This is a genomic window from Oceanobacillus sp. FSL K6-0118 (assembly GCF_038006665.1).
Lineage (GTDB): Bacteria > Bacillota > Bacilli > Bacillales > Amphibacillaceae > Oceanobacillus > Oceanobacillus caeni.
Genome location: NZ_JBBOVR010000001.1, coordinates 418958 through 434702 on the forward strand (window position 1 = coordinate 418958; position 15745 = coordinate 434702).

The 15745-nt window shown below is 39.6% G+C and carries 14 protein-coding genes and 6 tRNA genes; 19 read left to right on the plus strand and 1 reads right to left on the minus strand.

Annotated features, from left to right (window positions below; all coding sequences use genetic code 11):
* Positions 1-4 precede the first annotated feature (4 nt).
* From cysC to MHI02_RS02195, 9 genes are all read left to right on the plus strand, one after another.
* Entirely contained in the window at positions 5-604 is a 600-nt protein-coding gene (gene cysC / locus MHI02_RS02155; RefSeq protein ID WP_341165608.1) for an adenylyl-sulfate kinase, read from the plus strand.
* A gap of 238 nt (positions 605-842) precedes the next feature.
* Positions 843-1562, plus strand: a complete 720-nt coding sequence (locus tag MHI02_RS02160; RefSeq protein WP_341165609.1) for a phosphoadenylyl-sulfate reductase — start codon at positions 843-845, stop codon at positions 1560-1562.
* Between the two features lie 17 nt (positions 1563-1579).
* Positions 1580-2728, plus strand: coding sequence for a sulfate adenylyltransferase (gene sat / locus MHI02_RS02165; RefSeq protein WP_047184430.1), 1149 nt, complete (start codon positions 1580-1582; stop codon positions 2726-2728).
* Positions 2729-2768: 40 nt separating this feature from the next.
* A complete protein-coding gene (gene cobA, locus MHI02_RS02170; protein ID WP_341165610.1) occupies positions 2769-3548 on the plus strand; it encodes a uroporphyrinogen-III C-methyltransferase in 780 nt (259 codons plus the stop codon).
* A gap of 23 nt (positions 3549-3571) precedes the next feature.
* Entirely contained in the window at positions 3572-4321 is a 750-nt protein-coding gene (locus tag MHI02_RS02175) for a sirohydrochlorin chelatase (protein ID WP_341165611.1), read from the plus strand.
* Positions 4322-4343: 22 nt separating this feature from the next.
* A complete protein-coding gene (locus tag MHI02_RS02180) occupies positions 4344-4493 on the plus strand; it encodes a YezD family protein (protein WP_083452620.1) in 150 nt (49 codons plus the stop codon).
* Positions 4494-4527: 34 nt separating this feature from the next.
* Positions 4528-6342 carry an assimilatory sulfite reductase (NADPH) flavoprotein subunit gene (locus MHI02_RS02185; protein WP_216884143.1) on the plus strand — a complete coding sequence of 605 codons (1815 nt, stop codon included), beginning with the start codon at positions 4528-4530 and terminating at the stop codon, positions 6340-6342.
* 25 nt (positions 6343-6367) lie between these two features.
* Complete coding sequence (cysI, locus tag MHI02_RS02190; RefSeq protein ID WP_341165612.1) at positions 6368-8092, plus strand: assimilatory sulfite reductase (NADPH) hemoprotein subunit; 1725 nt, start codon at positions 6368-6370, stop codon at positions 8090-8092.
* A 170-nt stretch (positions 8093-8262) separates the two neighbouring features.
* A complete protein-coding gene (locus tag MHI02_RS02195) occupies positions 8263-8886 on the plus strand; it encodes an NAD(P)-binding protein (RefSeq protein ID WP_204798788.1) in 624 nt (207 codons plus the stop codon).
* Positions 8887-9072: 186 nt separating this feature from the next.
* On the opposite strand, the gene fabI is transcribed toward MHI02_RS02195, so the two are convergent.
* The gene (fabI, locus tag MHI02_RS02200; protein ID WP_047184425.1) at positions 9073-9849 is read right to left on the minus strand and encodes an enoyl-ACP reductase FabI; all 777 of its coding nucleotides are present in this window, start codon (positions 9847-9849) and stop codon (positions 9073-9075) included.
* Positions 9850-10056: 207 nt separating this feature from the next.
* Between fabI and MHI02_RS02205 the strand changes: the two genes are divergently transcribed.
* The 10 genes from MHI02_RS02205 (at position 10057) to MHI02_RS02250 (ending at position 15689) form a co-directional block, all read left to right on the plus strand.
* Positions 10057-10131: transfer RNA gene (locus MHI02_RS02205), tRNA-Glu, on the plus strand.
* Between the two features lie 103 nt (positions 10132-10234).
* Positions 10235-10310: transfer RNA gene (locus MHI02_RS02210), tRNA-Val, on the plus strand.
* A gap of 1 nt (position 10311) precedes the next feature.
* Positions 10312-10384: transfer RNA gene (locus MHI02_RS02215), tRNA-Thr, on the plus strand.
* 305 nt (positions 10385-10689) lie between these two features.
* Positions 10690-10774 (plus strand) — tRNA-Tyr (locus MHI02_RS02220).
* Positions 10775-10784: 10 nt separating this feature from the next.
* Positions 10785-10859: transfer RNA gene (locus MHI02_RS02225), tRNA-Gln, on the plus strand.
* Positions 10860-10862: 3 nt separating this feature from the next.
* A tRNA-Lys gene (locus MHI02_RS02230) sits at positions 10863-10938 on the plus strand.
* A gap of 378 nt (positions 10939-11316) precedes the next feature.
* On the plus strand, positions 11317-12606 hold the full coding sequence (locus tag MHI02_RS02235; protein ID WP_047184424.1) for a hydroxymethylglutaryl-CoA reductase, degradative: 1290 nt from the start codon (positions 11317-11319) through the stop codon (positions 12604-12606).
* A complete protein-coding gene (mvk, locus tag MHI02_RS02240) occupies positions 12603-13565 on the plus strand; it encodes a mevalonate kinase (protein ID WP_047184423.1) in 963 nt (320 codons plus the stop codon). The genes MHI02_RS02235 and mvk overlap by 4 nt, the downstream gene beginning before the upstream one ends.
* A 24-nt stretch (positions 13566-13589) precedes the next feature.
* Entirely contained in the window at positions 13590-14567 is a 978-nt protein-coding gene (gene mvaD, locus MHI02_RS02245) for a diphosphomevalonate decarboxylase (RefSeq protein ID WP_341165613.1), read from the plus strand.
* Between the two features lie 15 nt (positions 14568-14582).
* The gene (locus MHI02_RS02250) at positions 14583-15689 is read left to right on the plus strand and encodes a phosphomevalonate kinase (RefSeq protein ID WP_341166094.1); all 1107 of its coding nucleotides are present in this window, start codon (positions 14583-14585) and stop codon (positions 15687-15689) included.
* Positions 15690-15745: the final 56 nt, after the last annotated feature.

The following is a 15745-nucleotide window of genomic DNA, read 5'->3' on the forward strand; positions in this document are numbered from 1 at the left end:
TATAATGACAAAGTCAACCAATATTGTTTGGCATGAATCAGAAGTAACAAAGGAAGATCGCAGGAATTTAAATGGCCACAAGAGTGCTATTCTCTGGTTTACAGGATTATCTGGTTCGGGAAAGTCCGCGATTTCAGTGAAGTTGGAAACAGCATTGCATAAAAAGGGGATTCACACCTATCGCCTTGACGGTGATAATGTTCGTCATGGTTTAAATAAAAATTTAGGATTTAGTTCAGAAGACCGAACGGAAAACATACGTAGAATCGGAGAAGTGTCAAAATTAATGGTTGATGCAGGGCTGTTTACATTAACAGCTTTCATTTCCCCTTATCACAAAGATCGTGATCAAGTACGTGAACTAGTTGAGACCGATGAATTCATCGAAATTTATGTAAAAGCAAGTTTGGAAGCATGCGAAAAACGTGATCCAAAGGGACTTTATAAAAAAGCGAGATTGGGAGAAATAAAAAATTTTACGGGTATCGATGCTCCATATGAAGCGCCTCGTGAACCCGAAATAACGCTAGATACAACGAAATTAAGCATTGAAGAATCTGTCGAAGTCATACTTACTTATTTAAAAGATAAAGAATATATCTAAAGATGTATGGTTGCAACACTTTTGAAAAAAGGGGTAAGTATTTCCTTAAACGCACTTGACTAATCGGAATAGTTGGTATATTATAATCAATAATTATTAGCTGACTAGAAACCTAGAAGCTAATAAGGTATGAAACAATAACTATTATAATTTTATAAAGGCTTTTCGCTGACTATACATACTAGAGGCGACTTTAATCAACGGTTGATTAAAGTCGCCTTTTTTTAGGGGGATGTTGATGGCGAAGTTGACATACGAGTCGTGGTATACGTATGACGGTGATTTTTTCCATAATAGTGAAGATGAATCCAAAGGTGCGTTAAACGTATTAAAGTGGGCTTATGACACTTATGATGATGAACTTGTGTATGCTTGTAGTTTTGGGGTTGAAGGTATTGTGATGATTGATTTAATCTCGCAAATAAAACCGAATGCGAAAGTAGTGTTTCTTGATACTGGACTTCATTTTCAGGAAACGATGGATCTCATTCAAGAAGTGAAGCTACGGTATCCACAATTGGAAATTGAAATGAAAAAGCCTGTCTTAACGGTAGAGGAGCAAGCTGAAAAATATGGCGATAAACTGTGGGAAAGACAGCCGGACCGCTGTTGTTATATGAGGAAAGTGATTCCGCTTAGGGAAACATTAAGTGGTGTAACTGCGTGGATATCTGGGCTTAGGCGGGAGCAATCAGCCACAAGGAAAAAGACTAATTTTATTAATAAAGATGAAACGTTCCAATCGGTTAAAATCTGTCCGCTCATTCATTGGTCTTGGACGGAGATTTGGGACTATGTGAAGAAGCATCAATTGGCCTATAACCCTCTTCATGATCAAGGTTATCCAAGTATCGGTTGTTTTCCTTGTACATTGCCTGGCGACACAAAGAGTGGATCAAGGGAAGGGCGCTGGGCAAATCACTTAAAGACAGAGTGCGGCTTGCATCAAAAATCATAATAAATGGGGGAATTTACGTGAGCTTAAGCCAACCACATGGTGGGAAATTAATTAATCGATGGAATCCTGATTTTCCATACAGTACGATAACGGAATCTGTAGAACTAGACGAAATTTCAATCAGTGACTTGGATTTAATTGGAACCGGTGCTTACAGTCCTTTAAGTGGATTTCTCACGGAAGCAGATTATCATTCTGTTCTCACTAATATGAGATTGACAACAGGTGAGCCGTGGACCATTCCAATTACACTACCAACAACAGAGGAGAATGCAGCGAGAATCACGGTTGGCAGTTTTGTGAAATTGGTGAAAGATGGAGAAGTCTACGGGGTAATAGAAGTGTCAGATATTTTTACACCGGATAAGGAAAAGGAAGCACAACTTGTATATCAAACAACAGAGCAGGAGCATCCAGGCGTGAAAAAGTTGTTTGAACGTCCAGATGTGTATTTGGGTGGAATCATTACATTAATTAAACATCGCCCACTGGATGAGTTTTCTGATTACAGGTTCGAACCGAGGGAAACACGTGAGAAATTCCAAGCGCTTGGGTGGAAGACAGTCGTTGGATTTCAAACAAGAAATCCGGTTCATCGGGCACATGAATATATTCAAAAGTCTGCTTTAGAAATAGTGGATGGTTTATTTCTAAACCCACTAGTAGGTGAAACGAAGTCAGACGATATTCCAGCAGATGTTCGCCTGAAAAGCTATGAAGTATTACTAGAAAACTATTATGCAAAAGACCGTGTGTTTTTAGGTGTATTTACGGCAGCAATGCGCTACGCAGGACCAAGGGAAGCTGTTTTCCATGCGATGGTAAGAAAGAACTTTGGCTGCACACATTTTATCGTTGGCCGTGATCATGCTGGTGTTGGTAATTATTACGGGACATATGATTCCCAAAAAATATTCAGTAACTTTACGGCAGAAGAACTCGGGATCCAATTATTATTTTTTGAGCATAGCTTTTATTGCAATCAATGTGCGAGTATGGCAACACCAAAAACATGTCCACATGATGCAAGTGACCATGTCATCTTGTCAGGTACGAAGGTAAGAGAAATGCTCCGAAACGGTGAGCAGCCACCAGCTACCTTTAGTCGTCCAGAAGTGATTAATGTATTAATAGCAGGATTGCAGCGGGAAAAAATCGAAAACTAGTAATTTTACGGAGTGGTAATGGTAAGAGGGAGGAAAAGAGATGGGGAAAGTATATATAGTAGGGGCTGGGCCCGGTGATGTTGATTTAATCACTGTTAAAGGAAAGAAGGCTATTCAAGAAGCAGATGTTATCCTGTATGATCGTTTAATTAATAAGAAATTGTTAGATTATGCGAAAGCAGGTGCAGACTTGCTTTATTGCGGAAAACTTCCAACCTATCACGCTATGAAACAAGAGACAATTAACTACTTTATGGTTAAGTATGCAAAGCAAGGAAAGGTTGTTACCCGTCTCAAAGGCGGGGATCCTTTTGTTTTTGGCAGAGGAGCAGAAGAAGCGCAGGCACTTGCGGAAAATGGAATCGTCTTTGAAGTGGTTCCAGGAATTACATCGGGAATTGCTGCCCCTGCTTATGCAGGCATCCCTGTCACCCATCGTGATCTCAGTTCTAGTTTTGCTATTGTAACAGGTCATATGCAGGCTGGTAAAAATGACACGATTCACTGGGAAAGCCTTGCAAAAGGTATTGATACGTTGGCCATTTACATGGGTGTCGGTAATTTACCTTACATTTGCGAGCAATTGATGAAGAATGGTCGACCTGAAAGCACGCCGGTTTCACTCGTGCATTTGGGGACAACAGAAGAACAACATACGATTACTGGCACGCTTTCTACCATTACCGAGATTGCTAGAAAGTCTGAAATAAAAAATCCAAGCATGATTATTGTCGGAGAAGTTGTGAAACTAAGAGAGGAAATTCAGTGGTTTGAACAAAAAGGATTGAATCAAAGAATTATGGAGGAAACATTTGTATAACTACCCGGAAGGTGTGAATGGATATGCAGGCCGTTTTATATGTTGGTCATGGCAGCCGGATAAAATCAGGTGTCGAAGAAGTTATTCATTTTATTGAACATTGCAAACCACTGATCGATGTTCCGATTCAAGAAATTTGCTTTTTAGAATTAGCGAAACCAAGTATTGAATCGGGAATTGCAGTCTGTGTTGAAAAAGGTGCCACACATATTGCTGTTGTCCCTATCCTTCTTTTAACGGCGAAACATGCCAAAGAAGATATTCCAGTAGAAATCGAAATTGGGAAGAACAAGTATCCAAACGTCACTTTTACATATGGAAGTGCACTTGGGATTCATACGAAAATGATAGATAGTCTATACGACCGGATACGTGAACAACAGGTAGCTATTAGGAACGATGCATCTGTTTTACTTGTAGGGAGAGGTAGTAGTGATCCAGCTGTCAAGCGTGATTTAACCAAGATTGCTCAACTACTGAAAGAAAAATATGCGATTAACCAAGTTGATGTTTGTTTCCTTTACGGGGCAAAGCCTAGTTTTGATGAGGCATTGCAAAAACTAAAGCAAACGGCTAAAAAGCAAGTATTTATTATTCCGTATTTATTATTCACGGGAATTTTAATGAATAATATAGCAAAAAAAATCTTTGACCAATCAACCTCCGAAGAACAGTTCATCCTCTGTGAAAACCTTGGTTATCATAAAAATACCCAAGAAGTACTGGTAGAACAGGTAAAGGGGTTACTTGAGAAAGAACCGAATCCAAATTGATTTTCTTGAAAGGATGGTATGGATGTCAAATCGTAAACAAAATAATATCAATCTTACCATTGAAAAAATTAATACGATGCTAGAAACGATGAATTATGGGCGTATTACATTAGTCATCCAAGATAACTATGTCGTTCAAGTTGAAAAAAGTGAAAAAATCAGATTGAAATAATCGGAAGTTCCGTTTGTGAAAGAGGTGGAAAGAAATGCAACTTCAGGTAAAAAACAGTCCCTTTGATGAAAAACAGGCAGAACTACTTAACCAGCTTCTGCCAATGTTGACGGAGACGCAACAAATTTGGTTGGGAGGATATTTAAGTGCAATCCCAACAGGTAGTAAGCCGCAGATATCTGGAAGTACAGCTGTGCAGGAAGTTCCTGCATCTGTAACGGAAGTCACCATTCTATATGGGTCACAGACAGGTAATGGTCAAGCGTTGGCAGAAGACTTCTCTAAAAAGTTAAAAGCACAGAATTTCCAAGTAACCCTTGCTTCAATGAGTGATTTTAAACCGAAGACATTAAAAAAATTGGAGAACCTGTTGTTGATTGTCAGTACGCAAGGTGAAGGTGACCCACCAGATAATGCCTTGCCATTTTATGAATTTGTTTTTAGCAAAAGAGCGCCAAAGTTAGATCAGTTAAGTTATTCTGTTTTGTCCTTAGGAGATAGTTCCTATGATTCTTTTTGCGAAACGGGAAAACAATTTGATGCACGATTGTTAGAATTAGGTGCCAAACAAATGAGTCCTCGTATTGATTGTGACTTGGATTATGATGATCCGGCTGCAGAATGGTTTGCAAGTGTCACATCGAAATTAACAGAATTACAGGAGAAAACGGGTGGAATTTCTAATAAGCAAGCAGCAGCTACTTTGGAAGTTGTGGAAAAATCGACTTATTCAAGAACGAACCCTTTTCAAGCTGAAGTCCTTGAAAATATAAATTTGAATGGACGTGGATCGAATAAGGAAACACGTCATCTGGAATTATCACTCGAAGGATCTCATTTAGAATTTGAACCAGGGGATAGCTTAGCTATTTACCCAGAAAATGATTCCGTTTTAGTAGATAGCTTGATTGCGGAGATGGGGTGGGATGCTGCAACGCCAATACAGTTGAAGAACGACGAGATCATTCCATTGGAAGAAGCATTACGTAAGCATTACGAGATTACGGTATTAACGAAACCACTACTGCAAAAGCTGGCACTGCTTTCGTCTAATAATAACCTAAAGGAATTATTGCATTCGGAGCAAACCGAAGCATGGAAGGAATATAGTTATGGCCGAGATTTATTAGATGTTGTACGTGATTTTGGACCGTGGGATATTCCTGCTGATGAATTTGTTTCGATTCTTAGAAAGATTCCTGCTCGACAATATTCTATCGCAAGTAGCTTTAAGGCAAACCCGGATGAGGTGCATCTCACAATCGGGACGGTTCGTTATGAGGCACATGGTCGTATTCGGGAGGGGGTCTGTTCCGGACAATGTGCTATACGTACAGAACCAGGTGATACCTTGCCGGTTTATGTTCAGCGTAACGATAATTTTAGATTACCAGACGAACCTGATACACCATTGATTATGGTTGGGCCTGGTACTGGAGTCGCCCCATTCAGAGCGTTTTTGGAAGAATGGGAGGAAATTGATGCAAGCGGGAAAACATGGTTGTTCTTTGGCGATCAACATTTCGTTACAGATTTTCTGTATCAAGTTGAGTGGCAGCGATGGCTGAAGGAAGGTGTGCTAACACGGATGGATGTAGCATTTTCTCGTGATACAGACGAAAAGGTTTATGTGCAGCACCGGATGCTGGAAAGAAGTCAAGAACTTTTCCAATGGTTAGAAGAAGGAGCAGTCATTTATGTTTGTGGTGATGAAAAGCACATGGCAACCGATGTCCATGCTACCTTACTCAAAATCATTGAAAAGGAAGGCGGCATGAGTGCAGAGGAAGCAGCGGATTATTTAGCTAAACTGCAACAGCAGAAGCGATATCAACGTGATGTATATTGAGACAAGAGTGAGAGGAGTTAACGAAATGACAAATAAAGTGATTTTACCCCCGCAGCCCGGAACACCTAGTGATGTGGAGCGGATAAAGCGTGAGAGTAACTATTTGCGTGGGAAGCTCATGGAGACAATCCAAGATCCGATCAGTTCAGGGATACCCGATGACGATAATCGATTAATGAAGTTTCATGGAAGTTACTTGCAAGATGATCGGGATCTGCGAAATGAACGTAGGCGTCAAAAGTTAGAACCAGCTTACCAGTTCATGGTACGTGTGCGTGCTCCGGGTGGTGTTGCGACACCGGAGCAATGGTTGGTGATGGACGATGTGGCCTGTAAATATGGCAATGGAACACTCAAATTAACTACTAGACAGTCGTTTCAAATGCATGGAATTTTAAAGTGGAATATGAAACAAACCATTCAGGAAATTAATGCGGCATTGATGGATACATTGGCAGCCTGCGGTGATGTAAATCGAAATGTCATGTGTAATCCGAATCCTTATCAGTCCGAAATTCACAGCGAAGTTTACGGGTGGGCTCAGAAACTAAGTGAGTATCTCTCGCCACAAACAAACGCTTATCATGAAATTTGGCTTGATGGGGAAAAAGTGGTTGATAGTCAGGAAACAGCGGAAGAGACGGAGCCGATGTATGGTGCACTCTATTTACCGCGCAAATTTAAGATTGGCGTGGCAGTTCCACCTTCTAACGATATTGATGTATTTTCCCAAGATCTAGGATTTATAGCAATTATAGAAGATGGAAAACTTGCGGGATTTAATATTGCTGTTGGAGGCGGCATGGGGATGACGCATGGTGATAAGGAAACATATCCTCAGTTAGCCCGAGTAATTGGTTTCTGTACACCAGATAAGCTTATCGAAGTAGCAGAGAAGGTGATCACGATCCAGCGTGATTATGGTAACCGGTCCGTAAGAAAGAATGCTAGATTCAAATATACCATCGATGCACGGGGACTGGAGTGGATTGTTACTGAACTCAATGAAAGGTTAGGTTGGAAACTGCAAGCACCGCGTAACTATCATTTCGATCATAATGGAGACCGTTACGGTTGGGTGAAGGGAAGTAATGACAAATGGCATTTTACTCTTTTTATCCAAAACGGTCGGATTAAAGATTCGGATGAATATCCATTGATGACCGGTTTGCGCGAAATCGCCAAAATTCATACCGGTGATTTCCGGCTTACTCCGAACCAAAACCTAATTATAAGTAATGTGTCGGAACACGAAAAACAGGACATTATTCAACTGATTGAGAAATATGGATTAACAGATGGGAAGCAGTATTCCGCATTGCGACGGAATTCAATGGCCTGTGTTGCCTTCCCAACTTGTGGGCTGGCGATGGCCGAGTCGGAACGATATCTGCCTTTACTATTAGATAAACTGGAGTTGATTATCGACGAGGCGGGATTACGTGATCAAGAAATTATTATACGCATGTCGGGTTGCCCAAATGGATGTTCACGTCCCGCTTTAGGAGAAATTGCTTTTATCGGCAAAGGGCCGGGTAAATATAATATGTATTTAGGAGCTGGTTTTGCTGGAGACCGGCTGAATAAACTTTACCGGGAAAATATCGGTGAAGAAGAAATATTAGAATTGCTTCGGCCGCTTATTTTTCAATACGCAAAGGAAAGGCAAGAGGGCGAACATTTTGGGGACTTTGTAATCCGTGCAGGTCATGTGAAAGAAGTACAATCGGGATTAGACTTCCATGATTAAAAATGGCCCTATGTAGCAAAACGGAAAGTACAAGATTTTCTTTTTAGGTCTCCGATTTGCATAAGTGCAACTACGGCATTCATCCAAAGGCTTGACGAATGCCAAGCCTTATAACATTAAAAAATAAAAAAATGGGTCTATATAAAGTTTGCTTACAGGGTGGTTAAAGAATGGAATCATATCCCATAATGCTGAACATAAAAGGGAAGGATGCGGTCGTTGTAGGTGGTGGGCAGATCGCCTACAGAAAAATAGTTAGCTTGATACAGGCTGGTGCAAGCGTAACTGTCGTTAGCCCGAAGCTCCATGCAAATGTAGAAAAACTGTTTATTGATAAGCAAATTTCTTGGAGAAATAAGGAATTTGAACCAACTGATCTGGAAGCTACCTGGATTGTAATTGCAGCCACAAATAGTAGGGAAGTTAACGCATTCGTTGCATCATCAGCCGGAAACCATCAACTTGTCAATGTTGTAGATAATCAGGAACTTGGCAATTTTCAAGTCCCCGCGAAGCTATCGAGAGGGAAATTGACGATCAGTGTAGCAACAGAAGGAGCTAGCCCTGGGTTGTCAAAAGTAATTTGTAATGAACTGGGGGAAATCTATGACGATTCTTATGAACAATATCTTAGTTTCCTTGCTGTGGCCCGGGAAAAAGTGAAACATTCCAACCTGAGCAAAAAAACAAAAACAAAATTATTAAAAACCATCACGAATGAAGAATATAGGAAATCCAAAGATAAACAAAGGGCCTTTCTTGAATTGTTTGGGAGGAATGAGGGGTGCGTTTAATTTAATAGTCAGCTAGATAAAATCACGATATGAGATAGAATAAAAATTTGAAAGTGTGTAATAAGTTAACATTAAACTTGTCACACACTTTCGTTTTTTCCTAAATCATTAGAACGCAACTTTTTAATTTTCTATGCAAAAAACTCTGAAAGTAGAAAATTAATCTTCAAGTTTTCTAAAAGAAAATTACCCACCGATGATATGGAACCCAGAGTCAACGTGTAGTACTTCACCTGTTATTCCTCTAGATAGGTCACTAACGAAGAATAATGTTGCATCACCTACTTGATCTTGGTCTACCCCACGGCGTAAAGGTGCTTTTTCTTCTAAAAGATGAGTTTTTTCATTAAATCCAGATACTCCTTTTGCAGAAAGAGTACGAATTGGCCCAGCAGAAATAGCATTTACACGAATACCATATTTTCCAACGTCTTCTGCCAAGTAACGCACACTTGCTTCCAGTGATGCTTTAGCAACTCCCATGACGTTGTAATTTGGAATGACTCTTTCTGCTCCCAAATAGGTTTGAGTAACAATACTCCCGCCCTCTGTCATTATTTCCTTAGCAGCTTTCGTAACTGCAACTAATGAATAGGCACTTATCTCTTGAGCAAGAAGAAATCCATCTCGTGAAGTGTCAGCATATTCCCCCTGTAGTTCTTCACGGTTTGCAAAAGCTACGGAATGAATTAATCCATGAATTACACCAATTTCATCTTTAATTTTGGCAAATGCCTCATTAATACTCTCGTCACTGGCAACATCACAAGATACAATTAATTTAGGCTCAATTTCGTGTTTCTCTAACAGTTTTACTAACTTTTTATAAGAACGTTCCTGTCTATTCGTAAATATTAGATTTGCACCAGCTTGGTGTAAAGATTTGGTAATTCCCCAAGCGATGCTTCTTTCGTTTGCAACGCCCATTACAACAATGTTTTTTCCTTCTAATAACCCTGACATGGTTAACCCTCCATAATTATCTTTTTGTCCATTATAACCTAATAAGCTGATAGAAATAAAATATTTAATAATAGATATTATTACTTACTACTAAATGGAGGGTTAATAACAATAATCTATAAAAAAGTTTAAAATAACTATTTACAAATTATGTGGAACTATGTATAATAAAATTCGTCAGTCTTTGACTAGTTTAAAAACTTAACTGGCCCGTTGGTCAAGCGGTTAAGACACCGCCCTTTCACGGCGGTAACACGGGTTCGAATCCCGTACGGGTCACCATTTTCAAGGAATGCATGTTAAGTATGCGACGTCCTGGGACTACGATTACTCGTCCCACCGTAAAAATTTATTACAACGCATGCACTAACACATCCTGTGTGTCGGAGGATTAGCTCAGCTGGGAGAGCACCTGCCTTACAAGCAGGGGGTCACAGGTTCGAGCCCTGTATCCTCCACCATGCCGGCCTAGCTCAATTGGTAGAGCAACTGACTTGTAATCAGTAGGTTGGGGGTTCAAGTCCTCTGGCCGGCATCATTTATTTAAATGGCTGTTCAAAAGGAGAATGAAAAGGACCGAGGTCGGCTAAGTGCGCAACATCTTGCTGCAACGCCGACATTAGCACGTCGTGTGCGTCGCAGTTCGAGACGGCGTAGCTTTGAGTAGCGGAACGTATGCAATTAATACGTGAGCAGACGCTTTTGCACGCCGGAAAAGTAATTTCTTTTCCAAGGAGCGGAAAAGAAAGCCAACTAGAAACGTCGAAGTGTCATTTTCACCGGACTTTTTGAACAACCTCTAAAAAATAAGTATTATAAATATAGATTGGGTAATAATATGGAGGGGTAGCGAAGTGGCTAAACGCGGCGGACTGTAAATCCGCTCCCTCTGGGTTCGGCAGTTCGAATCTGCCCCCCTCCACCACTAGAATCGTTGGGCCATAGCCAAGCGGTAAGGCATCGGGTTTTGATCCCGTGTACCCTAGGTTCGAATCCTAGTGGCCCAGCCATACGAGCCATTAGCTCAGTCGGTAGAGCATCTGACTTTTAATCAGAGGGTCGAAGGTTCGAATCCTTCATGGCTCACCATGAATTAACCAACAATTACTGAAATATCTTAATATAAACAAGGTCAAGACTATGGCCTTGTTTATTTGCATTTTAAGGTAACTTTTTACATAATGAATAAGATAGTCTTTTTTAACGAAAGGAAGAAAGAATAATTATCTTCTTCAGAATGAGTGCAATTCAGGCAACATTCTCCTAATCATTTAGCGAATGTTAATATAAGAAATATTAAAGGCGAACAAATACTAGTTTTTCTAAGAAAATGATGATAAATTATAGTATGATAAAAAAATAATTTAATTATGAATTTACCTATGCATGTTATAATAAATAGAAGAAATCTTTGAATCATTTTACACTGGTTTATTTGAATTTTTGTATATAAAAAGGATGATAAGTATGGATACTTCCAGAATTCCAGGATTTTATAATATGACTGTTCAAGAGCGGCTTGAAGTTTTGAGTAGGTTGCATGGACTTCAGGATGAAGATATTGAAAATTTAATAATTGATTCGTCATTAGATGTGGGTACAGCGGATAAGATGATTGAGAATGTTATCGGAACCTTTGAATTGCCGTTAGGCTTAGGGTTGAACTTCTTGATTAACGGTAAGGAATACGTAATTCCTATGGCTATTGAAGAGGCATCCGTAGTAGCTTCAGCAAGTCATATTGCAAAAATCGTGAGAAACGCTGGAGGATTTACTACGGAGTCGACCGAAAGAGTGATGATAGGCCAGATTCAAGTTGTAGGATGTTCAGACTTCATATTAGCAAAAGAAGAAATACTTCAAAATAAATCGGTTTTATTAGAAGCTGCGAATAATGCCTATCCAAGCATTGTTTCGAGAGGTGGAGGCGCAGAGGATCTTGACGTTAGAATTTTAAATGAGGGTTCTGACTCAGTTTATAGTCAAATGCTTATCATCCACCTTTACATTAATACATGTGATGCAATGGGAGCTAATATGATTAATACAATGGTTGAATCCATTGCACCGCTTGTTGAAGAAATAACTAAAGGCAAAGTATATTTGCGAATTTTATCGAATTATGCAGATAGATGTCTTGCGAAAGCACGTTGTGTCATATCTCCAGAATTATTACAGACAGGAGATTTTTCTGGAGAAGAAGTACGCGACGGAGTAATTCATGCTTATCAATTTGCAGCATCGGATCCTTATCGGGCTGTAACACATAATAAAGGAATTATGAACGGTATTGATCCAATTGTTATCGCAACCGGAAATGACTGGAGAGCGGTAGAAGCAGGCGCTCATGCGTATGCAGCAAGAAATGGCCAGTATAGTTCTATGACTAATTGGTTTAAAGATGAAAATGGGAATTTAGTAGGCGAATTGGAATTACCAATGTCGGTTGGCACGGTTGGAGGGGCTACACGTGTTCATCCTCTAGCTAAATTTTCATTAGATTTATTAGGGGTAAAATCGGCTAAAGAGCTAGCGGAAGTTATTGTAGCTGTAGGATTAGCCCAAAATCTTGGTGCGCTCAAAGCCCTAGCAACAGATGGTATTCAAAAAGGACATATGGCATTGCACTCCCGCTCTGTTGCAATTGCGGCAGGAGCTACAGGGGAGATGATTGATATTATTGCTCAAGAATTAATTAAAGAAAAGCAAATCCGTGTTGGAAAAGCTAAAGAATTGGTGGAACAATATAAAAAATGAGTGCAGAAAAAGTAACAACAACAGAAAAGACGGCTATTGGTGTAGCTCATAGTAAATTAATATTAATCGGGGAGCATGCGGTTGTACACGGACAACCCGCTATTGCGATTCCTTTTCCATTAATAGGTGTTGAAACAGTTATTGAGCAGGTTTCAGGCTCTATTAAAATAGATAGTGCTTTTTATCACGGCCCGATGGTTCACGCCCCTGAATCATTACAAGGGATTGTTAGATGTGTAAATAGAACGTTAGACTATTTAGACATACCTAAACAAGACTTATTAATCCGTATTAGCTCTTCTATCCCTCCTGGAAAGGGCTTAGGCTCTAGTGCTTCAGTAGCCATTTCAATTGTTCGTTCCTTATTTGCTTTTGCGAATCGAACGTATTCTGAAGATGAGCTTTTGGAGCTAGCTAATATTGCAGAAACCTTTGCACATGGTCAGCCAAGTGGTATTGATACTTTGACAATCACGTCAAGGTCACCAGTATGGTTTGAGAAAGACTTTCCAATCGAGTATCTCGATTTAAAAGAAGATTACTATTTTGTTGTTGCAGATTCAGGGCGGGTAGGCGATACTCGGTTATCTGTTGAGTCTGTTGCACGCTTGCTTAAATCAACTCCTAAAAGAATACAACGTAAATTGGAAAAGATCGGTGAATTAACTCATCAAGCAAAAAGTGCCTTAGAAAAAGCAGGAAAACACATTTTAGGTGGGTTACTTGATGAAGCTCAACGCGAATTAGAAGCTTTAGGGGTTAGTGATGCAGGATTAAATCGATTAATTAATTTTGCTCGGCAAGAAGGGGCCTTGGGAGCAAAATTAACTGGCGGAGGAAATGGCGGCTGTATTATTGCCTTAGCAAGAAATGAGGTTCATTCAAGACAGCTTGCTGAAAAGCTAAGGAAATACGGTGCACATGCCGTATGGCCATTTGTATTAAAAAAACAGAATTAATATAGGTTAAAGAGGAGATATAAAATGAAGGCTACAGCAAAGGCGCATACGAATATTGCTCTGATAAAATATTGGGGAAAAAGAAACGAAGAATTAATTTTGCCAACAAATAGTAGCTTATCTATCACATTAGATGGCTTTTATACAACTACTTCTGTAGCCTTTGATGAAGATCTTTCTGAAGATATATTCGTGCTTAATAATGAAGTGATTACCGGGGAAGCGTATCGTCGCGTTTCCCGGTTTCTCCATTTAATTAGAGAGACAGCAGGGAAACAGAATTTGTATGCAAGAGTAAATTCCGTTAATGAGGTACCTACAGCCGCAGGATTTGCCTCATCTGCTTCTGGTTTTGCAGCTTTAGCTGCTGCAGGAACTCGTGCTTTAGGATTGGATTTAACCCATGAGGATTTATCTCGAATAACTAGACAAGGGTCTGGGTCTGCTTGCCGCTCCATATATGGCGGGTTTGTGGAATGGGATATGGGGGAAAGAGAAGATGGTATGGATTCCCAAGCTATTCAAATACAAACAGAAAATCATTGGGATGTGCGTGTAGCTGCTGTTGAATTGAATTCTAAAATGAAAAAGATTTCCAGTAGAGCAGGGATGAAACGTACAGTGGAGACCTCTGCATTTTACTCTGGTTGGTTAGATAGTATTCCGAACGACTTAAAGGAAATTAAAGTAGGTATCGCAACAAAGGATTTCGAAAAAGTAGGCGCTGTTGCGGAGGCCAATTGTTTAAAAATGCATGCAACAACGTTAGGAGCAGCTCCGCCATTCACGTATTGGCATGACTCTACAATGAGAGTAATGCAGACGGTACAGGAAATGCGGGAAAAAGGTATACCAGCATATTTTACCATTGATGCGGGACCAAATGTTAAAGTACTCTATTTACCAGAAAATGAAGAACAAGTAGAGAAGATCTTGAAAGATATTCCTGACGTTCAAAATGTAACTTTAAGTAAAATAGGACCTGGAGTAACCTATCTGTAGGGGTTGAATATATTGGTGAACAAATCTATATCCATTAAGGCGCCTGGGAAATTAATGATTGCTGGCGAATATGCAGTATTACATCCTTCTGAGCATCTGGCTGTATTAGCTGTAAATCGTTTTGTTTATGCTGACATCAAGAAATCGGCTGAAAGTAGTTTGACATTATCAGATTTTCAGTTGGAAAACATTAAGTTTACGATTGAGAATAAAAAAGTAAGCATTTATACCGATAATCCGCGGGTCAGTTTTGTTCAGAAAGCGATGACTATAGCAAGTACATATTTGCAGGAAAAGGGAGTGGCTTTATCACCCTTCCAACTAACGATACGTAGTGAACTTGATGATAAATCTGGGATTAAATATGGATTAGGATCAAGTGCTGCGGTTGTAACATCTGTTATAACTGCAATGTTAAAATTGTTTCTACCAGAAGAGCCTAGTAAGGATCTTATTTTTAGATTGGCGGCATTGTCCCATGTTATTGCGCAAAAGAATGGTTCTGGAGCCGATGTTGCAGCCTCAACATATGGAGGAATATTAAATTACGCTTCATTTCAAGCGGAATGGCTATTAGAAGAATATAATAAGTCTCTATCTATATCATCATTATTAGAAAGAGATTGGACTTATTTTTCTGTTGAACCATTAGAAATACCAGAACATATATATTTCTGTGTTGGTTGGACGGGAAAAGCTGCTTCTACCGCTGAACTAGTAGATAAAGTTTTACAATTAAAATTAGAAAAACCAAAACTCTTTGAGGAATTTCTCGAAAATAGCAGAGCGGCTGTTCGTACACTTTTTATGGGGTTGAAGCAATCGGACGAATCACTACTCTATAAAGGTGTAAAGGAAAATAGAAAAGCACTTGCTAAACTAGGACGGGATGCTAATGCACCTATTGAAACTCCTATGTTAGCAAAATTATGTGATTTAGCGGAAGAACTTGGTGGTGCTGGAAAACCATCAGGAGCTGGTGGCGGTGACTGCGGTATTGCTTTTATGCCGACAAAGAAAAAAGCGGAACAACTACTAAAGGTTTGGGAAGAGAATGGGATCAAGCCATTAAGCATAAAACCAAATCATAGTGGTGCTACAGAGATAAAGAATAATAGCTAGAAAAAAACACCTGATTATTCCAAATTGGAAAATCAGGTGTTTTACATATACAAACG